The following is a 23197-nucleotide window of genomic DNA, read 5'->3' as shown; positions in this document are numbered from 1 at the left end:
CTTAACCGCAACTTTGTTACAAAAAAAAAGCCCTCTTTTGAGGGCCTTGAGAAAAAAATTAAATGGATGTCATCATTGCCTGACCACTTTGCGTACGAATTTGCCTTCGCCGGCGGTGATTTCCACGAAATACACACCTGAAGATTGTCCGCTAAGGTCAAGTTTTTCGGAAACCAATGTTCCCAATGTATTGTAGACCCTGACACTCTTTATGTCAAGTGATCCGCTGAGTTCGAGTTTTCCGCTTGTCGGATTCGGGTATAGCTGCACTTCTGAGATGGCATTGTGGTTCACGCCCAGCAGCGTCATTTCCATACAAGGCGAAAGGCTCTCGCAACCGTTTGTTGAGAGCATGCAGGCGTAATTTCCGTCCTGGGTCGGTGAGAAACTTTGGGAAGTCGCACCTTCGATCAATGCATTTCCATTGTCGCAATTGACCCATTGATAGGTCGTGCCCGCCAAATCGCGAACGGCCGTCAAGGTGTTAGAATCGAGTGTCACCTCGCTTGTCAACGCATTTTGGGAATCGGTAATGGTGACCGGAAGCGAAAACGTCGCAGTTTGTACGGGCGAGCATACCGAGTTCGTCACAGTCAGGGAAACCGTATAGTCGCCCGGACAGTCGTAGTCAAACGACGGATTGAGGTCAGATGATGTATTGCCGCCTCCGAAATCCCAAAGCACGGAGTCGTAATTAAGGCTTCCGTTGCTGAACGTCACGCTCGCAGACTGGGTTTCCGGGTTGTAATCTGCCGTCGGAAGATAGGAAAACAAAGCGTTTGGCGTCAGGCACATCGGCTCGTCGAGATATGTAACGGACGTCGGGATAAAAACGCTGAACACTTCGAATCCGTCGGCCTGGAGCACCGGAACGCCGTAATCCTTGGCAAACCATTGATACGAAATCATGGTTGTCGGGATCGGGATCGTCACGCCCATGAACACCATGGTTTCCGTCTTTTGTATTTTGGATTTCAACTTGAGCACCTCGGGAAACGTGCCCATCGGTGTGGTCAACGAGCCCCATCCGTTTACGTTGTTGGTCCGCGTCACGTCGAGTTCGTATTGGAAATTCAGTCCGACGCTGTTGAGATCGAACGCCATGTGGCCCGTGTTTACCGTATTATCTCCGTAATTCATCGGGAACACATAAATTTCGTCAGGATCGTCATAATCGACCGTTACCGGAAGCGGGATGTTCTGGATCGTAGCGGTAAAGCCTCTCATGCGATTGGCAAATCCGGAATTGTTGGCGCGTGCGTGTTCGACAATGTTGCTTACGCCGTATTCCTCGAGTTCAAACCCTTCGGACAAAAGCGAGGCGTGCGTAAAATTGGAATTGAATTGGGAATTGCACGTAAAAAGATAAAAGTGCGACAGACACCAGCCGAGTTTGTATCCGGCGTTATTGGGATTCTGCCAGGCAAATTCCGATTGGGAGCCCGCGTTAAGGCTCGCATAGTTCCAGTTGTGCCCGGCACCCGAGGCCGCAAAGTTCATCCCGATGAAATTCGATGCCTTGCTCATCGTGAATTCCTCCCCGGCCTGATTGAAATCGGAAGCCTCGTACGTGATTTGTGCCGATAAAGCATTGAACGCCAAACCGGCGAAAAGTAGTGTAATTTTGTTCATAAGCGTATTGTTTTGATGTTTTGGTTACTGCATAAAACGGTTTTACCCGAAGGTTCCATGTCTCGATAAACTAGTTTGGACGGCAATTCGTTTTAGCTCAATTACGGGTAGTGGCATTCCGCTTGGATGAAATTAGGAAAATTGTTTTTCGGTGGTTCGTTTACTCGACAAAACCATCTGATTTTCAGATTAAAGCCCTATTTTAACAATCGTTTAGCATTGAAACTGGCGTTTTGGGCAATTCTTCGAATTCTAATCCGGAACCGTCATTTGCTCCACGGCCGAACCAGCCAGCGAAAAATCCTATATTTTTATAAAAACTACTTCAGATGAAAAAAACTACGCTTTTGCTTTTTCTTATCGGACTCTATTTCAGCACATCCGCCCAATACGGCGGGCTCGATCCAACATTCGGAGTCAACGGCATCGCCACTTTCGACATGGCTCCGACTACCAACGCGGCGGCCTGGGGCTACGGAAGTTGCCTGCAGTCGGACGGAAAGATCATCATCGTCGGACAGGTTTACATCAACAATACGGCAAAGCACGATTTTGCATTTTTGAGGCTCAACGCCGACGGGTCCCTCGATACATCGTTTGGAAATCAGGGGCGCGCGGTTTACGACATGCTCAATCGCGACAATATGCTCACGACGGTCATCCAGCTTCCCAACGGAAAAATCCTCGGCGTTGGCAACAATTTCCAAGGTAACCTTAACGATATTGTGCTGGTGATGCTCAATCAGGATGGCACGCTCGACACCACTTACGGAAACAACGGGTTTTACGTCATCGGAAGCCCATCCCTTGTGGAAAACGCTTACGGCATCATCGCGCTGCAAAACGGCAAATTCCTGTTGTCCGCAGTACAATACGCACCCGCCGCGGTACAGCACGCCTTTGCGCTGATCCGGCTCAATGCGGACATGACACTCGATGCGACATTCGGCGTGAACGGAATCAAAACCTTTCCGCAATTCGAGAACGGCGACAGGGTTCCGATCAACGAGCTCCCGGACGGCAGTATCGTTTTTTCAACTTCCAATATGATCGTCTCCCTCGGGACCTGGGTCGATTATGTGATCGTAAAGTGCGATGCGAACGGTGCGATCGACACCACCTTCGGCAATCAGGGCAATACACGCATCGATATACTGGGAATTCCGAGCCAGACCGATATTCCGTATTGCCAATTCGTGCAGGACGACGGGAAGATCGTCGTAGCCGGAATGACGTGGGTCAACAGCCAGGCGAACGTTTTTTCGGTTTGCCGACTCAATCCCGACGGAAGCAAGGACACCACCTTCGGAAACGGCGGAACGAACCATTTCAACTATGCCATAGGCGACAACGACGGTGCCAACGGTGTGATTCGACGCATCAACGGGAAATACGTATTGGGCGGTTACACCCGTCACAGTACCGCATATGAGAACTTTGGATTGCTGTTCCTCAATGCCGACGGGACGCGCGACACCTCGTTTGGCGTCAACGGCCTGGTAACGACTGATATTTCGGGTCTTGACATGCTCATGAATATATTCGAGCTCGCCGACGGTAAGATTTTAGCCACCGGAGACACCGGAAACTTCGGCCAGGCCGGCTTTACCGCGGTGCGTTACACCGTCGAACCGAATCTTTCGGTAGATGGGCATTCGGCTGCCGATGTCAGCATTTACCCGAATCCTGTTTCTTCGACACTTTCCGTGGAAGCGGCCAACCTTTCGGAATTTGACGTAACGGTTTACGATGTCACCGGCCGGTCGCTGATGACAAAATCGTCCCAAAACACAGGACGCGTCGCGCTTTCAGGCTTCGACCGACTCCCGAAAGGAACCTATATCGTGCAGCTTGAAAGTGAAAAAACCAAGCGTTCCTGGAAAATTCTGCACTGATACAAGCCTGAAATTCAAAAGAATCCCCAACACCAAGGGGATTTTTTTTGCGCAACACTTGCAAATCCCGATTCTACTGCTAACTTTGCAGTCTCAACGGTCGATTAGCTCAGCTGGTTCAGAGCACCACGTCGACAACGTGGGGGTCACTGGTTCGAACCCAGTATCGACCACTTATTGAAATCCTCTTGGTCCGCTAAGGGGATTTTTTTGTGACGCTAATTGAGCTCCAGCGAACTTGTGTCAAACCCATTTTTACAATAACGGCATCGCCTAAAGTTTTGATTATGAAAAAATTGCTGTTTCTTCTATCCTTCGTTTTCGTTTCTTGCAGTGGCGACGATTCCTCAGATGCTACTTCGGGTTCCGCAGCCGGGAAACTCAGACGATATTCGTATCCGACAGGTTTCGAAACGTATTACTACGATAACGACGGCAGGATCTCGGCTTACGCAGAGCGCGAATACGGTTCGGTAATAGACAGCGGTGTATTCGTTTTTTCCGAAAACAAGTTGACTAGGATCAAACATTACGAAAATGGCATTTATCGCCAGGGTGAGGACGCCGTCTTTGAATATGAAGGAACACGCATCACAAAGCGGACAAGTGTCGAATCTGGAATTACCATCGAACGATTGTATACCTACGACAACGCCGGTCAATTGATCAGCGACTCCCAATATGACAACGGTGTGTTGTATGCCACCACCAATTACAATTACGCCAATAACGGAAATATCAGTTCCATTTCGAGTACGGACGGGTATCAAAGCGGCCCGATAACCTACGACGATAAGAAAAACCCATTTTATTACATGATGCCGGAATCATTTGCGAAAGCGGCCCCGACATCCCGAAATAATATACTTAGCGAAGGCAATACAATCTATTCTTACCAGTATAACAGCCAAAATTTTCCGGTTACCGCAACTGAGAACGGAACCAATGTATCGTTCGAGTACTATTGAGGCAAAATTCCCTCTTGCAACGGCGGAAGTCTGACATGATATCGGACCGACGGCGTCCACTGACATCCTCCTGTCTGGGAGGATTTTTTTATGTCCAAAAAAAAGGCGCAGTCTCTCAACCACGCCCTTTTCCCCTAAACAACAACCTATATTACTGCAGTTTCACAAAACGCTGCCCGCCTCTCATGTCGAGGTTCATCGCGGTAACCTTGCCGTCTTCTTCGAGGAACTCCACGCCTATTTGCGGGCCTTTGACAAAAAATTTATTGGGTCCGACGGCACCGAGTTCAGCTGTGTCGCCCATCGGGGCCAACACCAGGAGCTTGCCTTCTTTTTGGGAAACGACCATTTTTTGCCCTTCGAGCTCATAAGTGCCGACGTATTTTCGAAGCGTTTCGGCAGAAAGTGCAATCTCTTCCTTGGGCTTGTCCAATTCGAACGGCTGGTTGAAGGCAATTGCCGACAAAGCCGAACTGATCTGGGTATTTCGCGGCGGCAATACATTCGACAGAAAGATCACGGTGACACCCGATTCCGGAAAATACTGGAAATCGGACATGAAACCTTCAATCGATCCCGTGTGCCCGAACTTCGTGCGATCTCCGTCGCGCCTTACCATCCAGCCCAGTCCATAACCCGGACGCACTTCGGCCAACGCCATTTTCCAACTTTTTTCGGACAACAATTTGCCGTTTTCGATCGCTCGCGACCATTTAAGCAAATCGCCTGTCGTCGTGTATAACGCGCCCGCAGACGAGGCCACATCGACGTTTCCCGATTCCATGCGCGCTAGACTGCCGGTGCCCGGATCTACCATATAACCCAACGCTGATTTTTGGGAGACGCGTCCGTTGTGGTCGATGCCGCTTTCGGCCATTCCCAGTTTGCGGAAAATATTGCGGGAGACGAGTTCGGCATACGGCCGGCCACCGATTTTTTCGGCTATGTAGCCAAGCAGCATATAATTGAAATTGTTGTACTCGAAACGCGTCCCGGGCTTGAAGGCCGAGGGCTCGGACTCAAAACCCTGGACAATTTCCTCAAGGTTTTTAGCGCCTTGGGGAATGCTGCCTTTGATCCCCGAGCTGTGGCTCAACAAATTTCGGATCGTGATGTTTTTGGCATTCGCGAGATGAGGCACGAATTTGTCGAGCGTGTCCCAAAGCGAAATTTTCTCCTTGTCGACATATTGCAGGATAAGGGTCGCCGTAAACATTTTGGTCAGCGAACCGGCGCGGAATTCGGTATCGGTCGCATTCAGGCGTTTGTTTTCGAGATCGGCGAAACCGTAGGATTTTTGGAACAAGAGCTCCCCGTCTCTCGCGATAAGTACGTTGCCGCTGAACAGGTTCTTGGAAACGAGGTCGGAGACGAAAGCGTCCGCTTCCCCTGCCACATTTTGTGCTGTTCCCCACAACGGCAGCGCCATTAAAAAGGATAGGATGATTTTCTTCATGATGATTGATTTTTGATTCCGGCGAGAATCCGATTGATTTATTGATTGATGATGATTGTTTACCGTGACGTTTGCCCGGAATATCCACTTCGCTTGAGGATTTTCCTGAAATCCTGTATCTCCAGAAGTTCGCGCACGGCCAGCTGCTTATCGGGCGCTTTCGCATAATAGGCTTCGCAAATCCTGAATCCGACGAAATACGCCATATTGGCCGGCATTCCGGTGCGCTCGTCTTTGGAATTGAACAGCCATTCGTCGAGGTTGTCTCCGTCCATTTGTGAGTTGAATTTCCGCCAGACTTCCGCTTCGTTAGCAGAGCCATAGGCGAATACCTCGGGATTGGTATGCCTCCCGGTAATCAGGAACGCAATGAAATCTGCAGCTCCTTCCATTATCGCGAAATCGAGCAGCGTCGCTTCGGGTACATTCTTTTGCTGCATATGGACGTACTCGTGGACAACGATGGGGACGATCAGATTTTTGTCGAATACGATCGATTTTTCAAAATCGGATAACGGTCCCAGATCGGTTTCCCTGGTTCGACACAGATGCTCGGTTCCGATGAGCATGCCGGCAAATCCATCGGGTGTGCCTACGTTGTTCAGGCTTCCGATAAAAAAATACACGGGAGGAAAAATCGCCTCCGGATAGATCGCCTCAAGTTTTTTGGCCGCCTTTACGAATTCGGGACGCAACGCTTTGATTTCGAGAGACGGCTTGCGAATGCTGGCATAAAAATCCTTTTTGGCGACGACCGCCTCGGCTAAACGAGACGTGCTGCTCCTCATCCGGACATCGAAAAACGTCCTGAGGCCTTTTGAACCTTGCGCTACATAACGCGAAAACCAGTCTTCAGCCTCTTTCGTACCTTGGTCGAACACGGTCCAGAACCGGTCGATATCCCCGGTACTGATTTCCAATGTTTCAGGATCCTGCAGCTTTTCTCGATTGGAACTGATCTCCGAAGCCATACGGTGGCCAAAGTCTCCTTTCACGATTCCCGAAAGCGATTTTGCGGAAATCGCCGAAACGTCGAAGAGTCCGGCTTTGACCGCGCTTTCGATCGCAGCTTTGGCCGCAATGGTGTCAGAGGTCGCCAATTGTTTGGCCTGGCCGATCCAATTGAAAGGCGTGTCGAAATGTTTAGTTTGGGCCGCGGTGCTTAGTGCAGTACACATCAGGGCCCACATGATGAGATTTTTCATCGGATGGAACAGTTGCAGTAGATCAATTGTCGGCGTAGCGGATATTGGATGCGTTTACGTATTGATTGGCATCGGAATCGAAAAACCCGTCCCAATCTCCGTTCTGAGCCACAGTCGCGTCGGCGTCCCCGTTCGTGTCGCCTCCGTGTTGATCGTCCTTGAACGAGGTCAGCGTTGCCGTGGCATGAATCACTACAGGACGCGTGAGCTGCGTGAGCAACCCAGATGTCGCTCCGTCGAATTTGACCACGACATTGGCCGAAATCGACAGCGAATTGTGGAGTCCACCTTGGTTGAATGACGTGAAAACGTAAGGGACTTCGGTTATCGCGAATGTTGTTTGATGATCGTTCCTGGCAGTGTCCATAAGCCAAATGCCGTTGCGTTTGTTTTTCTCGAACGCATTCGCCGGGTTGTGGAATTGGTTCGTCACATCCAGCGTATAATTCGAATCGACGTAAAGCGGTCGGTCGTTGCCGAAGAAAACGTTGTTGGTGAATTTGGAAACAGCGGGATCGGCCATGTGGTAACTTCCGTAAAACGCGAAGTCGGATGCGGATGTTCCCGTAGCCGTGTAGGCAAAAGTACAGCGATCGAAGTGGAATGATTTCCCGTTTTCCGAAATGACGACGGCATTGTGCCAGCCGCCTCGGTCTTTGCCTGCGTACGTTATTTTGCAGTGACTGAATAGGTGATTTTGGCCTCCGTTGAGATAGATTCCCGTCCAGTCCCCTTTCCCGGGTTGGGTTGAAACGCCATCGTGGTTGGAATCCCCGCAGGCACTATCGTCTTTCAACGAAGTAAAAATGATCGGGTTCGCAGCCGTGCCGTTCGCGATTATCCGACCTTGACCGACCGTTTCGATTTGGGCGCCCGATACTTTGATGATGGCGCCGGGTTCGATCGTGAGTTGAGACGTGACATCGAGATCCTGGCGAACGATGTAGACGTTTCCGGTTTCCCAAACCGTCGGTGAGACAATGTGCGAAGTGATTTCGATGTTGGTGCATTCCGGCCCGATGACTAGCGGACTCGAAGTGTCGTCTGACGAGCATGAACACAATACGGCCAGTAAAGCCGCAAGAGCAGTGATTGATTGTTTCATTTGATTGTGATTGATTGATGATTGCCGAGTCAGACGCCGGCACTTTTATGGCGTAACGGTATTGGGAAAATTTTAACGTTCTGCCGGGATTGCAAAAAAAAAGCTCCCGTTTTCGGAAGCTTCTCTGTCTTAATTCGCGGTCAGGTCGAACCTGCCTTCTATCATACCCGAAAAAGGCACGGTCCCGCCCTGGAATACGAGGCCGTATGCGTCGATGAACTCGAACTTGAAACGCGAGTTTCCTAATTCGGTTACCTTTAGCCTGTTGATGCTGCTGATGTAATAGCTTTGCATGCCGTTGCTGAGATAGACACTGGCCAATGCGTCGTCGGCTTCACCGATTCCCATATCGTACTGGCCCGTGATTCCCGATTGCGTAAAGGGAATGTAAAGGTCGATCGACATATTGGAGACCGATCCCTGCCCTTCATCCATCCTGAAAATGACGTGGCGGTGCATATCGGGTACGGCCTCGAAATACGTGCCGCGAACAGGATTGAATTCCGTCCCGTCGAGAACGGTAGTCGAATTGAAGTTCGCAGACGGGCGGTCGTCATCACTGCAGCCGATAGCCGCAATCATCGCCACAACTAAAAAAAATAGCTTCTTCATAAAAAGTTACATGTTACGCCTGTACTGGCCTCCCACTTCAAACAAAGCCGAGGTAATCTGCCCAAGCGAACACAGCTTGGCGGTTTCCATCAATTGTTCGAAAATGTTGCGGTTCTGGATTGCCGTCTCCTGGACAGTAGCGATTAACTCTTGCTCTTTTCCGGAATTCACCTTGTGAAGGTTGTCGAGCATCCTGATCTGGTATTGCTTTTCTTCTTCGGTCGCGCGAATGACTTCCATAGGCACCACTGTTGGAGACCCTTTGGAGCTCAAAAACGTGTTCACGCCTATGATAGGGAATTCGCCCGTATGTTTCAATGTCTCGTAATAAAGCGATTCTTCCTGTATCTTCGAGCGTTGGTACATGGTTTCCATTGCTCCGAGAACACCTCCTCTTTCCGTAATACGGTCAAATTCCAAAAGCACCGCCTCTTCGACAAGATCGGTCAGTTCTTCGATGATGAACGAGCCTTGTATCGGATTTTCGTTCTTGGCCAATCCAAGTTCTTTGTTGATGATAAGCTGAATCGCCATGGCGCGTCTCACCGACTCTTCCGTAGGCGTCGTAATGGCCTCGTCGTACGCATTCGTGTGCAAGGAATTGCAGTTGTCGTAAATCGCATACAACGCCTGCAATGTCGTGCGGATGTCGTTGAAGTCGATTTCCTGGGCGTGAAGCGACCGTCCCGATGTCTGTATGTGATATTTGAGCATCTGTGCGCGCTCGTTCGCCCCGTATTTGTTCTTAAGCGCCTTTGCCCAGATTCTCCTGGCCACGCGTCCGATGACGGCATATTCCGGGTCGATGCCGTTCGAGAAAAAGAACGACAGGTTCGGCCCGAAATCGTTGATGTTCATGCCGCGGCTCAGGTAATATTCCACGTAAGTGAAGCCATTCGAGAGCGTAAAGGCTAGTTGCGTGATCGGATTTGCTCCTGCTTCTGCAATGTGGTAACCCGAAATCGACACCGAATAGAAATTCCGGACATTGTTCGTGATGAAATATTCCTGGACGTCGCCCATCATGCGCAGCGCGAATTCCGTAGAGAAAATACAGGTATTCTGCGCCTGGTCTTCTTTGAGGATGTCGGCCTGGACCGTTCCGCGAACCTGCGTCAGCGTGACCTTCTTGATTTCCTCGTACACTTCTTTCGGAAGCACCTCATCTCCCGTGACGCCCAACAGCATCAGTCCGAGACCGTCGTTTCCTTCCGGAAGGTCGCCCTGGTATTTCGGACGCTCGGTCCCGCGAAGCTTGTAAATTTCGTTGATCTTATTTTCGACGGAATCCTGGAGGTTGTTTTCACGGATGTATTTCTCGCAATTCTGGTCGATGGCCGCATTCATGAAAAACGCAAGCAACATAGGTGCCGGCCCGTTGATCGTCATCGAGACCGATGTCAGCGGATGGCTCAGATCGAAACCGGAATACAACTTTTTCGCATCGTCAAGACAACAGATCGAAACGCCGGCATTCCCGATTTTCCCGTAAATGTCAGGCCGGATATGCGGATCGTTCCCGTACAGCGTCACCGAATCGAAAGCCGTCGAAAGTCGCTTGGCCGGCATTCCCTTGGACACGTAGTGAAAACGCTTGTTCGTACGTTCCGGCCCGCCTTCGCCTGCAAACATGCGCGACGGATCTTCGCCTTCGCGTTTGAACGGATACAATCCGGACGTAAACGGGAATTCTCCGGGCACATTTTCCTGGAGGCACCAACGCAGAATGTCGCCCCAGGCCTCGTATTTCGGTAAGGCAACCTTTGGGATTTGCGTATGCGAAAGCGACTCGGTATGGGTTTGTATCTTGATTTCCTTGTCGCGCACTTTGAACGAGTAGACCGGATTTTTGTACTTCGTGACCTTTTCCTGCCAGTTGAGGATGATTTCCCAATTGTAGGCGTCGAGGTTCATTTTGACGCGGTCGAATTCGCCTAGAAGAAGTTTTATGAATTCTGCATTGTCATTAGTATTTACGCCGTCGGAATCTAGCCCGAACTTTGTCAACGCCAGTTCCTGTCCTGAAACAGAGGCAATAGTCCTGTAAATCCCGAACAACGTCTGGGCGACTTTTTGCTGGGCATTCGCCGATGCGTCGTATTTTCGGTTGTTTTCGGCGATTTCTGACAGATAACGCGTACGTCCCGGCGGAATCACGAAAATTTTCTCGCTCATTTCCTTCGAGATCTTGAACGACGATTCGAGCCCTGAATTTGTCTTTTCGTGCACCTTATCCATGATCGCCTTGTAAAGCGTGTTCATCCCGGGATCGTTGAATTGGGAAGCGATTGTCCCGAAAACGGGCAATGTATCGAGGTCGGCGTCCCACAATTGGTGGTTGCGCTGGAATTGCTTCTTGACGTCGCGCAACGCATCGAGAGCGCCTCTTTTGTCAAATTTGTTGATGGCGACCAGGTCTGCAAAATCGAGCATGTCGATCTTCTCGAGTTGGGTCGCGGCGCCGAATTCCGGCGTCATCACATAAAGCGAAACATCGGAATGATCCATGATTTCGGTATCCGATTGTCCGATTCCCGAAGTTTCGAGAATGATCAGGTCGTATTTTGCGGCTTTTAGGACGTCGATCGCATCGGCCACATATTTGGAAAGTGCGAGATTCGATTGCCGCGTGGCCAACGATCGCATGTAAACCCTCGGATTATTGATGGCGTTCATGCGGATGCGGTCGCCTAAAAGTGCGCCTCCGGTTTTGCGCTTCGACGGATCTACCGATATCAATCCGATCGTTTTCTCCGGGAAATCGATCAAAAACCGACGTACCAATTCATCGACCAAAGACGATTTTCCGGCGCCTCCGGTTCCCGTGATTCCCAAAACGGGAGTCGTGGAATTCTCATTCTTCGTGCGGATCTCGTCCATCGTCGGCATGGCGACTTCCGGAAAATTTTCGGCAGACGAAATGACCCTTGCGATCGCCGGGGCGAATTTTTCCTCGAGATGTTTGGCTTCCCCGTTCAGCGAATCCCCGACCGGATAGTCGGAACGCTTGACCAGATCGTTGATCATGCCCTGCAATCCCATGGCGCGGCCGTCATCAGGGGAATAGATGCGCTCGATGCCATATTCGTGCAGTTCCGAAATTTCACTCGGCAGGATCACGCCACCACCGCCGCCAAAAATCTTGATATGGCCCGCTCCTTTTTCATTGAGCAAGTCATACATATACTTGAAATATTCGTTGTGCCCGCCCTGATACGACGTCATCGCGATCGCGTTCGCATCTTCCTGGATGGCCGTATTGACGACTTCCTCTACGCTTCGGTCATGGCCCAGGTGGATTACCTCGACGCCTGTCGACTGAATGATGCGCCTCATGATGTTGATCGCGGCGTCGTGACCGTCGAAAAGCGACGCGGCCGTTACGATTCTTACTTTATTTACAGGAATGTATGGTTTTGCTTGCTCCATTTTAGAAATGATGGGAATTTTGAGCGTGCAATTTACGAAAATGGTAATTGATAATCGATAATTAACAGTGGTTCCGGCGTATTATATCCCGGTATTGAAGAATGAAGGTAACCACGGTAATCTCTTTTTTCGGACACCGTGTAAAACACCAGGGTTTCGTAACAAACGACCTCGTTTCTTTGCAATCCGTTAGATGTCGGCGTTACCGGAAAAAGTTATCGCGCCACTACGATACACCTTACACATCATTTATAAAAACTATCGAGTTGATCCACCCGCCTCTTGACCAGCTGGTTTTTCATCGGCTCGAATCGGTAAAGCTCCACTCCGTTTTTTAACATCAAAATCCGAAAGGGCTGTCCCAATTTCGCCGTCAGGTGGTAAATCGTAACGAGTTCGGCGAGATCTTCAGACCAGGACGCCGTACCGTAAAGCGAAACGAATGGCGTTTGTTCAAGCGTCGCATAAACCTCGGGCGCACGGGCGATATCGATGAGTTGGCCTCCCCTGAAACGCGTCTTCTCCAGCAGGGGCTTGATAAATCCGGGAACGGGCACATTCATTTTTTCCCAGACGTTTGAGGTGAAAGCGGTGGGCGCTACCAAGGCATCGGCGTCGTCAGGATGAGGCGTGAGATCACGTACGACATCGACTACGTGTGTCGCTTCGTGCAACAGCACATACAAAATGGCATCGAGCGTGCCGGCATCGATGAGGAGCTGATACTCTTTATTGGCAGCGAAATCGTAACAGGTTTTTTCTTTCCAAGTCGCCCACTCTGAAATGGTTTCGTCCAAAATTTCGGCCCGGAAAGTAATGTTGAATTTCTTAACAGCGCCCGTCGTTTCTACGGGAGACGTAAGGGCCGTATTGGGCATGTTGTCCATAAAACTGATGCTGTGCAAATGGCGTTTTAGGATTTTTTGATGCAAAAGCGGCAGCATCGCAAAGGCGTTGTCGACCTTGACTTTTTCCGAAGGCGTCAAAACGTGGTCCACAGGATCCATACCGGCCTTCCTGAATTTGGCGAACACGCTCTCCGGCGCAGGCCGCGCTTGTTCGGAAAGCTTGAAAGTTTCGGGCTTTTGCGCGTAGCCTGCGGTGGAAACCAATAAGAAGATAAAATATTTGAAAATGATGGCGAAAAATCTGGACTGTTTCATCGTTGAAGGTACTTTTGCAAATTTATGATATTTGAAATATGTCGGAATTTTGATCAGGCATCCACTTCAGCCAAGAATTTCGATCGAAAACCGGATGTTGTCTGGCCCGTCTTCTGGACGAACAGCCTGCTGAAATAAGCCGGATCGTCATAACCCAACTTATACCCGATTTCTTTTGTGCTTAGATTCGTATGGACGAGCAACCGTTTGGCTTCTAGCACGATGCGGTTCTTGATGACGTCGTTGGGTTGGGGCAAACGGAGTTTTTTGAACTTGTGCGCAATCGTCTTGGGCGCCACGAATAATAGTTCGGCATAGTCCGAAACATTGTGTTTGTGTTTGTAATGCTGCTCGACGAGCCTTGTGAATTTCCTGAAAAATTCGAGATCGCCGTTTCTTTGCAGGAAGGCTTTGTCCATGTTTTGCTTTTTCCACAACCGCACCGCTTTGATGAACAATTGCTTGAGGTAGGTCCGGATCATTTCCTCAAGCGCCCCATCGCCAAGGCCGAACTCCCCGATCATCTGTTCGAAAAGGCTAATAAAGAACGGTTTTTCGGTTTCGTCGAGTGCCACCATCGGGATATCGTGGGTGTTGTTGAACAGCAACCCGTCGCAAGCCACCTCGTCGTCATGGATCTGTATGCAATAAAAATCGCGGTTGTAAAAAATAAAATATCCTTGGCCGCTCCCTGATTTTTCGAGGGTCAGGTGTTGATCCGGGCTGACGAAAAACAGCGACGGCCGCTCTACCGAATAGCGCTTGAGGTCGATCTGCAATTCGTAACCCGCGGTCAGGAACAACACTTTTATAAACGGCCTGAAGCACGCATCGTTGACTTTATCGGCATTTTCGCGGGCTATCGGAAGCAGCCCAAGGGTTTTAAGATCGCTCGTGAACAGATTTTCAGACATACTACAAATTCGTTAAGATCAATCGCTGACATTTTTGTGATATTTCGGAATCACTCCTACCGTTTTCCGACGTTGCAAAGATGGCCCGGTCGCCATCGCTAAAAAACGCACATTAGTGGACGCGCGTTGCATCATTTTCCCTGCTTTAGGCCGCCGATGGATTCTTCCGATGCCCTGCCAATGCGACCGCGGGAATATCGTGGGGCAATCCTGCACTTTCGTCCATTTCCGAATGTGGAAATCCGCTCCAACTTTGCCAAATCCATACAACCTTTCGAAATGGCACACAAAAAAACCATGATACTCGGCGCGACAAACAACCCTGGACGCTATGCCTTCCTTGCCGCAACCCGCCTGATTGCTTCGGGACATACGATCGTCAATATCGGCGTTGTGGAAGGCGAAATCGAAGGCATTCCGATCCAGGCGCCAAAAGCCATCCACGAAGACATCGACACCATCACGATGTACATCGGTGCTGCGCGCCAAACGTTACTTTACGATTACATTCTCGAGACAAAACCGAGGCGGATCATCTTCAATCCCGGTTCCGAAAATCCCGGACTCGAACGGCTTGCAATCGCAAACGGAATCGTCACCGAACGTGCCTGCACGCTTGTGTTGCTGGCCACCGCTCAATTCTGATTCCGATCAGATTGGCTTGCAGAGGAAAATCCTGCAACACATGACGCCATTTGTCCATTCCCGCGCCGCCTGACTATCATGAACTTTGCCGAGCGGAAAATCATTGCATTTCCCACCTTTTATCAGATTTAGTATTCATCAAAAAAAACAAGCAAATGAAACAGCAAAACCGCCGTCTTGGCGCATTCGAAAAAACATTTTGGCTGCTCGACCTCATCGATTCCAAAGACTTCGCCCTGGCCGGGGAAATCGAAGGCCGAAAAGCGATTTCAGAATGGGAATCGGCTCTTGAAAAAGTACAGCGGCGCCATCCGAATCTTTCCGTGAGAATAACGTCCGACGCCTCTGCGGGAACCGTTCTGGAACATGTCGAATCGACGCCAATCCCATTGCGTGTCGTCGATGTTCCGGACGATTATCGTTGGGAAGCCGAGGTCGAAAAAGAACTCGCGATCCGATTCGACACCTCGAAAAGCCCGTTGATTCGTGCGGTCCTCGTCCAAAAACCGCAACATACCGTGCTGATCCTCGTCGGACATCACGCAATCGCAGACGGCACTTCGATCAATTACCTGTTCCGCGACATACTGAACGCGATTACCGGCATTGACTTGCCGCTTATGCAGCCCCAGAAATCAAACGACGAAACACTGGGCTTTGCCGAATACGATGGCGTTGGCGATCCATCCGATTTGCATCTGAAAGCGGACGACAACAAGACGTTCGCCCCAAAAATTGCGAGTCTGCGGCTATCGCCAAGCCTTACAAAATCCATCATCGACAAATCGAGACAGGAAAAAACGACGGTCCACGCCGCCATTTGTGCTGCCGTTTTGATCGCCTCACGCAAAATGAGAGCGGATTGGACCGACAAAAAAATCGAGCTGATCTCTCCTATTTGTTCAAGACGCGCACTCGGCCTCGACGACAATTACGGGTTGAACATCACTACACATCCCGTTCATTTCGAAGGCGAACAACATTTGCCGTTCTGGGATATCGCGCGTCTGGCAAAAGCAGGACTCGCAGGTACCGACACTGCCGAACACGTCCAAAACTACATCGGCTTTTTTAGGGACCTTACCTTCAAGACGCCTGATCTGCGAGAGGTTGTTGAAATCCTCAAGCAAGCGTTCAACCAGGAAATCATGGTGACAAACCTCGGACGCGTAAAATATGATACCGACTTCGGGGCGCTGCGGCTCAACGCACTTTACGGCCCTATGGTGCGTTCCGGAAAGGGCAAAGAGCAAACGGTCGGCGTCATTACCAGCAACGGTTCGCTTTGCCTGACCAATACAAGCGATACGCCTATCGACGGACTTTTGCAGGCGATGGAGAAGTTACTGTCCGACGCTTGTGAGGCGACTTCTTAGGTAACGAAGACCGTCTTCAACTCGAAAGGATCCGGCTATAGTGTCGGATCCTTTTTTTTTTGCCACTTCCTTCCGCTATCAACCTTTTATCTTGATTGACCGTATGAGGGCGTTGTCTATTTCGCATCACGATATTAGGAAATAAAAAAGGAAGCCTTTCTATGAGACTTCCTTTATAAATATGCTGTTTGACGGTCAACGCCAGCCCAAACCAGGCGCGACGTGTTCCAAAATTGAAGACAATACGTGAACGTTATAGTCCACGCCAAGCGTATTGGGAATCGTCAAAAGCAACGTATCGGCTTCCCGGATGGCTTCGTCACGGGCCAATTCTTCGATAAGTTTGTCGGGTTCCGCGGCGTAGCTCTTTCCAAAAATGGCCTGCTTGCCCGGCTCGATCATCCCAATGGAATCCGATTTGCCCGATTGCCCGAAATACAACCTGTCCTGATCGTTGACGAGCGCGAAAATAGACCGGCTCACCGAAACCCTTGGCTCGCGCTTATGGCCTGCTTTTTTCCAAGCGTCTTTATAAAGCCGGATCTGCTCGGCTTGCTGCTCGTGAAACGGTTTCCCGCTTTCGTCGTACTTCAACGTGGAACTTTGGAGGTTCATGCCATTCTCGGCCGCCCAAATCGCAGTCGCATTCGAAGCGGCTCCCCACCAAATGCGGTCGCGCAGGCCCGGAGCATGTGGCTCAAGCCGAAGCAGTCCCGGAGGATTGGGAAACATCGGATAGGGATTCGGCTCCGCGAAACCGACACCATTGAGTTTGTCGAGAAATTCCAGCGCCTTGACCCGGCCCATGTCGGCATCGGATTCGCCTTCGTTGGGCTCGTATCCGAAATAGCGCCAACCGTCTATGACTTGTTCCGGCGAGCCCCTGCTGATGCCGAGTTGCAGTCGCCCTCCTGAAATTAGGTCTGCGGCTCCGGCATCTTCCACCATATACATCGGGTTTTCGTAGCGCATGTCGATCACGCCTGTCCCTATTTCAATTTTCGAGGTTTTGGCGCCGATAGCGGACAGCAACGGAAACGGAGACGCCAGTTGGGCCGCGAAATGATGCACGCGAAAATAAGCTCCGTCAAGGCCCAGTGCTTCGGCAGCAACGGCCAAATCTATCGATTGCAGCAAAGTATCGGCGGCAGTGCGAGTGGCATAAGCCGGATGATTGGCCCAGTGGCCGAACGATAAAAATCCAAGATTTTTCATGCCTTAAATTTACGGATTTGTTTTGGTTTGGACAGCCGTTGGTTTGCGTCGCTTTCGCCGAGGATAGCTTGGGATGATGGAGCGGAATGTCCCGAAAAGCGACAAATGCACGAATGAAATTTTGCCGTGACCGACATCGTCCCGTAGGAATTTTACGGCAGGCGCCCAACCTTTTTTACGGATGAATATGCAATTTAATTGGTGGTGATGATTAGTTTGATTATATTTAATAAACGATGCGAACCCATACATCCGCTTAATTTTACAATGACAAAAGACAGCTTTCCGCGATGAGTGCAGCCGACAATTTGAACCTTTTCCGGACGCTCTACGACGCTTCGCCCAATGCGGTCGCCATCCTGAAGATAGATGCGGAACACCCTTCCGATGTAAAAACCTTCAATATACAATATCTCAATCCACGCTTCCGGGACGAGTATTCCATTGCGGATTACCCGGATCTCACAGCGAGTGATATAGTGCCAATGTTTGCCCGGGGCACGGCACTCGACCAAATTGCCGACGTAGCGCTAACGGGAATACCGTCCCGGTTCGTCGATTCGCTGCAAACCGCAGGAGGAGCGCGTTGGCTGCGATATGAGGTTAGCCGCCAGGACGATTTCCTGATCGTTTCGACTTACGACATCAGCGACGTCAGGAAAGTCGAAACGGTGTTGGAAAATGCGATGGCTGAAGCCGAAAAACAACGGCGACTCTACGAAAGCATTACCAGTAATACGCCTGATCTTGTGTATGTGTTCGACCTCAATTACCGATTTACGTATGCCAACAAAGCCTTGCTCGAAATGTGGGGCAAAACGGCCGCGGAAGCTATCGGGAAGGGCTTAAGGGAAAATGGGTACGAAGAATGGCATGCCGAAATGCACGAGCGTGAAATCGACGAGGTCGCAGCCACTAAAAAGAATGTGAGAGGAACCGTATCGTTTCCGCATGCTGAACTTGGCGAACGTGTTTACGACTATATTTTGGTGCCTGTTTTGAACGAAGCGGGAGAGGTGGAAGTCGTAGCAGGAACGACACGCGACATTACAGAATTAAAAGAGTCCGCCGAAAAAATACGCCAGAGCGAATCCCGGCTCAAAATGACGATCGACCAGACGCCTGCCCCGACGTTGGTGCTCATGGGCGACCGCCTTGTGATCGAACAGATCAACAAACCGATGTTGGAGATGATCGGCCACGGAGAGGAAGTGATCGGTCTGCCGCTCATAGAGGTGCTACCCGAACTCAAAGGCTCCTACATTTGGGAACAAGTGGTGAAAGTGTACGACGACGGCATTACATTCGATCATCCGGAAGTTTGTGTGTCGCATACACGCGGTGGCGAAATCGAGGACTTTTATTACAACCTCTCTTACCGTCCGCTCAGGGACGCCGGGGAAATCGTAGGCATGATACAGGTAGCCGTCGACGTCACCGCGCATGTCCTAGCGCGTAAAAAGCTTGAGGAAAGCGAAAACCGCTACCGCAAGTTATCCGAAACGCTTGAGTTACAGGTAGAGCAACGCACTCAGGAACTCCAGCGCTCCAACGATGACCTCCAACAATTTGCACATGTCGCCTCACACGATCTCAAGGAGCCGGTCCGGAAGATCAAGATGTTCGTGAGCCGCCTTGAGGAAAAGATCGGGCGCCACCGTTCCGATGCCGACGGTTCGCTATCGCAATTCATCGAAAAAATCAACGGAGCCACCGACCGCATGTACACGATGATCGAGGGCGTGCTGGGTTATTCGACGGTCAGCTCGAACTCGAGGGCGCCCGAACGAGTAGATCTGGACGATATCGTCAATAATATCGAAGTAGACCTCGAGGTAGCCTTGCAGAATACCTCAGGAAAAATCATCCACGACGGCCTGCCGACGATAGAAGGCGCGCCTGTGCTGTTGTATCAATTGTTCTACAACCTCATCAACAATTCGCTGAAATTTGCCCGCCCCGGCGTTCCACCGCGCATTTCAATAACGTCTCGCATGTCGGAAGAAGCCGTGGACGTAGAAGTCACAGATAACGGCATCGGGTTCGAGAACAGCCAGTCTTCGTATATTTTCGAGACTTTTCGTCGCCTGCATTCCAAAGACCAGTACGACGGAACGGGACTGGGCCTTGCGTTGTGCAAGAAGATCGTCGAAAGGCACCGCGGCACGATCTCCGCTACCGGGCGTCCCGGCGACGGCGCGACATTTTCGATACGGCTTCCGCTAAAACAGCACGAGGCCATCTGACCCGGCAAATTGAAATTCCAAGACCAAATCTCACATGTACGACTACACCTTTGAATATATCGGAAAGCCCAACGAAATCACGGACGATTTCGTCGACCGGCAAATCAACCTTGCCCAAAGCGTCCTGATCCAGCAACTCGGCATTACCCTTGACGATATCGGCAGGCGCATCCAGACCAATAACGTCACGTATGACGGAAAGCTAGGAACGCGCATCGAGCACCTTATCGGCAAGCAGCGGAAAAAACTACAGTGGCTTGTGATCTTTTATGATGTCGAACGGCGTTACCTCCGGATCGCATCGGAAATTTACCTGGGTAAAAGCTGAACCGTCACCAAAAAAAATCCCCGGATGCGCTCCGGGGATTGTTACATTACTCTTTTTTCGGGTTACAAACTAAACGCGTATCTCAGTTTGAGCCCGTACGACAACGTCCTGACTTCATCGGCATAACCCGAATTCAACAAGCTGTTGTAAGCAAACGCGACGCCATCCGGGCTGGTTCGGTAACCTACGGGTTGTCCCGTGGTTTTCGAGATGTCGGTCAAGCCGTAGTCGAAATAAAAACCGGCGTAAACATTGTCTTTTCCAATCGGAAGTTTGACACCAAGCTCTACCGAGGCGATATAGTTGATCTCCGTTTCGATGTCGTTGCCCGAAGCGTTGATGCCGTCGAATGTGCCGAATCCCATAAACGCGGGATCCATGAGTTCGACGTTGTATTGAGGATAATACCCGCTCGTGGACAAATTGAACCGGCTCGAAAACTTGCTGTTGACGGGCAAGCCGATTTTTCCTCCCGCCTTTATATAAAACCCATTGGCGTTATTAAGGTAAGTCAGCATCACGGGAATGGTTACGAATCCGATGGTTTGCTTCTCGCGGACATTCTCCATCTTATAGCGAAACTCAAACGATTCCTGTTCGAAATCGACCGTGTTGTAAGCTCCCGAGAGGCTTTCCAGCTTCGTCTTTGCAGTAAACAAGCTGTATTCCGCTCCAAGCGACACTCCGAAATTCCCGGAGAAATAATACGTGTATTCCAAACCTGCGCTTCCGCCGATCCCTTCTTTGCTGTTGGCCGCATTCAGATCGTAATCCAAAGACGACGTCACGCCGCCCGCCACGATGGACAATTCATGTCTCGACCCGGCACTTTGCTGCGCGTTTACCTCGATGGCGCCGGCCAGTGCCAAAGCGACGATCAGCCCATTCAATTTACTGTTGCTTTTCATTGTATTCGAACTATCGGTTTAGAATAATCTTAAAAGTTTTCTGACGGCGGCTCGTCGTGCATTTGACGATATAGGTCGCGGCCTGTACAGATCCCGGAAGCTGCAACGCCGTCTTGCGCTCGCTGCTTGCCATTCCGTACACTTTGCGTCCCGTGAGGTCGAATACCTCGATCTGCATGTCCTGGATTTCTTCGGACGGGAAATCGACGACTACGTTGATCTGTTGGCCCCATCGCGAAGGATTCGGGAATACCGACATCGAGTAATCGTGCTCCCGTGTTATGCGTCCCATACAGGTTTGCAGCACGTCTCCTTCTATCGTGGTCAGTTTGAGGTGGTACTCGGCTTCCGGGTCCAAAAGGTCGTTTTGCGTCGGGCCTGCCGACAAATACTGGTTGCGGCTCACCAAAACATCGTTTTTGTACCATTCGTATTCGGCAAACGAATAACCTCCGTTGGTCGCCGGATTGTTGTTGGCCAACAACACATTGTCAAATTTTTGCTCGACGATATCAAAGAAGTTGAATCGCTTTTCGATCACGATCGTATACTGGCTCGTCCCCGTGCCGTCCTGGGAGGTCAAGAAAACGGATTGGCTGTAAATGCCCGGCCTCGGAGTGGCAATCGTAAATTCGTGGCCAGGATTCGCCTCGGCGTTGGCTTCAGTAGTGAGGGACACGGCAACCGCGTCATCTGTGTTGTTGCATTCCATCAGATAATAAATCTCCGATGAAGGGTTTGCATATGTTGTCCCTCCGATATTCACCGAATGGATCGAGGCGTCGCTGCTGATGATCGTCAAAGGTTGCACGACCGTCTCCGCCGGCAGATAATTGGCGTTCCCGTCCTGATGGGCCGTAATTTGCACCGTACCGGACGTGAGCATGTCGACCCAGCCAGTGGCGCTAACCGTGGCCGGAACGTTGGTTGACGTATACGAATAAGTATAGTGGACCGCCAATCCCGATGTAGCCGTGGCCGTCAACTGGAAGTCTGGATCGTTTTCAAGATGCTTGACAGGCAGCGCGTCGAAAACGATTTGCTGAGGAGCGCGGACGATCGTCAGTGTCGCAGTCAACGTTATCGGCCCGCAGTTCGGCGCATCCGATGCCGGTGTGATCGCAGCTGTAATCGTATAGACGCCTGTGTTCACCGCGGCATTGCCAAGACCGGTTTCAGGGACAATCGAATAACTTACCGAAGCGCCTTCTGGCAAATTGGCCACGCTGATGCTTTGCGGCTGGGTGTTATAAACCACTTCCTGGCTGGCAAACGTAGCCGATGCGATCGCAGATTCCGTCACTTCGACCATCTGGGTCTGGGTGCTGACGTTGCCGTTCCCGTCATCGTATTGCCAAAGAATGGAATAAGTTCCGACAGCCTGATAAACAAGCGTATCGACGGTCGTTGCCGAGATGGAACCCGCACAGTTGTCGATAGCGGTCGGAACCGGAATATCGGTAACCAAAACCGCGCACTGCATACTGATTGTAGGCAACGATGTGATTTGTGGCACCGGTGCGCTGACATCGTCGATGACTACATTTTGCGTTTGTGTCGCGGTGTTGCCGTTGATGTCCGTATACGTCCATGTGATGACGGTGGTGCCTTGGGCCGTGATCGGAAAAGTAGCATTGTTCGTTACCGAAATCAAACCTGCACAATTATCCGTAGCCGATGGAACCGGGATATCCGAGGCAACTACCGCACATTCGGCCGTGATATTAGGCAAGGCAGCAAGTGTCGGAACCGGTGCGACCGTATCGCTGAAGCCGATGACGACGCTGGCCGTATACGTACATCCGTTCGCGTCTGTTGCAATGATGTTGTGTGTACCAACCGACAGCATGTTGTTCGCGACCGTTGTCACGCCGTTATCCCAAAGGTACGTATAAGGCGCAGTTCCGCCCGCAGCCAACACCTCGGCCTGTCCGTCCGCACTCTCGATACACGTTGCCGTGCTTACTTGTGAAGCGACTGCAGAAAGGGGCGTCGGCTCGGTGATCGTGAAACTTTGCGTAAGCGAACAACTGTTGGCATCGGTAACGGTGACGGTATAAGTTCCCGCCGTAAGGCCCGAAGCCGTGGCGTTCGTTCCGC

The 23197-nt window shown here is 50.8% G+C and carries 17 protein-coding genes and 1 tRNA gene; 7 read left to right on the top strand and 11 right to left on the bottom strand.

Annotated elements, in window-relative coordinates:
- Positions 1 to 72 precede the first annotated feature (72 nt).
- Positions 73 to 1632 (bottom strand): T9SS type A sorting domain-containing protein, encoded by a 1560-nt coding sequence (locus tag HC229_RS13730; protein WP_191021071.1) that lies wholly within the window; start codon positions 1630 to 1632, stop codon positions 73 to 75.
- Positions 1633 to 1961: 329 nt separating this feature from the next.
- Between HC229_RS13730 and HC229_RS13725 the strand changes: the two genes are divergently transcribed.
- From HC229_RS13725 to HC229_RS13715, 3 genes are all read left to right on the top strand, one after another.
- A complete protein-coding gene (locus HC229_RS13725) occupies positions 1962 to 3527 on the top strand; it encodes a T9SS type A sorting domain-containing protein (protein ID WP_191021070.1) in 1566 nt (521 codons plus the stop codon).
- A gap of 98 nt (positions 3528 to 3625) precedes the next feature.
- Positions 3626 to 3700 (top strand) — tRNA-Val (locus tag HC229_RS13720).
- A 114-nt stretch (positions 3701 to 3814) separates the two neighbouring features.
- A complete protein-coding gene (locus tag HC229_RS13715; protein ID WP_191021069.1) occupies positions 3815 to 4495 on the top strand; it encodes a hypothetical protein in 681 nt (226 codons plus the stop codon).
- 151 nt (positions 4496 to 4646) lie between these two features.
- Here the strand turns inward: HC229_RS13715 and HC229_RS13710 are convergent, their stop codons facing one another.
- The 7 genes from HC229_RS13710 to HC229_RS13680 all read right to left on the bottom strand — a co-directional run bounded on the left by HC229_RS13710 (position 4647) and on the right by HC229_RS13680 (position 14379).
- Positions 4647 to 5951 (bottom strand): serine hydrolase, encoded by a 1305-nt coding sequence (locus tag HC229_RS13710; RefSeq protein ID WP_191021068.1) that lies wholly within the window; start codon positions 5949 to 5951, stop codon positions 4647 to 4649.
- Between the two features lie 59 nt (positions 5952 to 6010).
- The gene (locus HC229_RS13705; RefSeq protein ID WP_191021067.1) at positions 6011 to 7156 is read right to left on the bottom strand and encodes a gliding motility protein GldB-related protein; all 1146 of its coding nucleotides are present in this window, start codon (positions 7154 to 7156) and stop codon (positions 6011 to 6013) included.
- Positions 7157 to 7178: 22 nt separating this feature from the next.
- Positions 7179 to 8261 (bottom strand): hypothetical protein, encoded by a 1083-nt coding sequence (locus HC229_RS13700; protein ID WP_191021066.1) that lies wholly within the window; start codon positions 8259 to 8261, stop codon positions 7179 to 7181.
- Between the two features lie 129 nt (positions 8262 to 8390).
- The gene (locus HC229_RS13695) at positions 8391 to 8873 is read right to left on the bottom strand and encodes a hypothetical protein (RefSeq protein ID WP_191021065.1); all 483 of its coding nucleotides are present in this window, start codon (positions 8871 to 8873) and stop codon (positions 8391 to 8393) included.
- Positions 8874 to 8879: 6 nt separating this feature from the next.
- Entirely contained in the window at positions 8880 to 12302 is a 3423-nt protein-coding gene (locus HC229_RS13690; protein ID WP_191021064.1) for a methylmalonyl-CoA mutase family protein, read from the bottom strand.
- 245 nt (positions 12303 to 12547) lie between these two features.
- Positions 12548 to 13465 (bottom strand): hypothetical protein, encoded by a 918-nt coding sequence (locus HC229_RS13685; protein WP_223845616.1) that lies wholly within the window; start codon positions 13463 to 13465, stop codon positions 12548 to 12550.
- A gap of 53 nt (positions 13466 to 13518) precedes the next feature.
- Entirely contained in the window at positions 13519 to 14379 is an 861-nt protein-coding gene (locus HC229_RS13680) for a helix-turn-helix domain-containing protein (protein WP_191021063.1), read from the bottom strand.
- A 279-nt stretch (positions 14380 to 14658) separates the two neighbouring features.
- Between HC229_RS13680 and HC229_RS13675 the strand changes: the two genes are divergently transcribed.
- Positions 14659 to 15024, top strand: coding sequence for a CoA-binding protein (locus HC229_RS13675; protein WP_191021062.1), 366 nt, complete (start codon positions 14659 to 14661; stop codon positions 15022 to 15024).
- A 155-nt stretch (positions 15025 to 15179) separates the two neighbouring features.
- A complete protein-coding gene (locus HC229_RS13670) occupies positions 15180 to 16400 on the top strand; it encodes a condensation domain-containing protein (protein ID WP_191021061.1) in 1221 nt (406 codons plus the stop codon).
- A gap of 195 nt (positions 16401 to 16595) precedes the next feature.
- Here HC229_RS13670 and HC229_RS13665 read toward each other — a convergent pair whose 3' ends face one another.
- Positions 16596 to 17615, bottom strand: a complete 1020-nt coding sequence (locus tag HC229_RS13665; protein ID WP_191021060.1) for an LLM class flavin-dependent oxidoreductase — start codon at positions 17613 to 17615, stop codon at positions 16596 to 16598.
- Positions 17616 to 17905: 290 nt separating this feature from the next.
- On the opposite strand from HC229_RS13665, the gene HC229_RS13660 reads away from it, so the two are divergent.
- Complete coding sequence (locus tag HC229_RS13660) at positions 17906 to 19861, top strand: PAS domain-containing sensor histidine kinase (protein WP_191021059.1); 1956 nt, start codon at positions 17906 to 17908, stop codon at positions 19859 to 19861.
- Between the two features lie 34 nt (positions 19862 to 19895).
- Positions 19896 to 20189, top strand: coding sequence for a hypothetical protein (locus tag HC229_RS13655; protein ID WP_191021058.1), 294 nt, complete (start codon positions 19896 to 19898; stop codon positions 20187 to 20189).
- A gap of 62 nt (positions 20190 to 20251) precedes the next feature.
- Here HC229_RS13655 and HC229_RS13650 read toward each other — a convergent pair whose 3' ends face one another.
- Both HC229_RS13650 and HC229_RS13645 read right to left on the bottom strand, forming a co-directional pair.
- Complete coding sequence (locus tag HC229_RS13650) at positions 20252 to 21097, bottom strand: outer membrane beta-barrel protein (protein ID WP_191021057.1); 846 nt, start codon at positions 21095 to 21097, stop codon at positions 20252 to 20254.
- A 10-nt stretch (positions 21098 to 21107) separates the two neighbouring features.
- A partial coding sequence (locus tag HC229_RS13645) for an HYR-like domain-containing protein (RefSeq protein ID WP_191021056.1) occupies positions 21108 to 23197 on the bottom strand: 2090 nt, incomplete at its 5' end.

The sequence above is a fragment of the Flavobacterium selenitireducens genome (assembly GCF_014748335.1).
GTDB classification, from domain to species: Bacteria; Bacteroidota; Bacteroidia; order Flavobacteriales; family Flavobacteriaceae; genus Flavobacterium; species Flavobacterium selenitireducens.
Note: the sequence above shows the minus strand (reverse complement) of the source record. Positions and strands in the feature narration are given on the sequence as shown.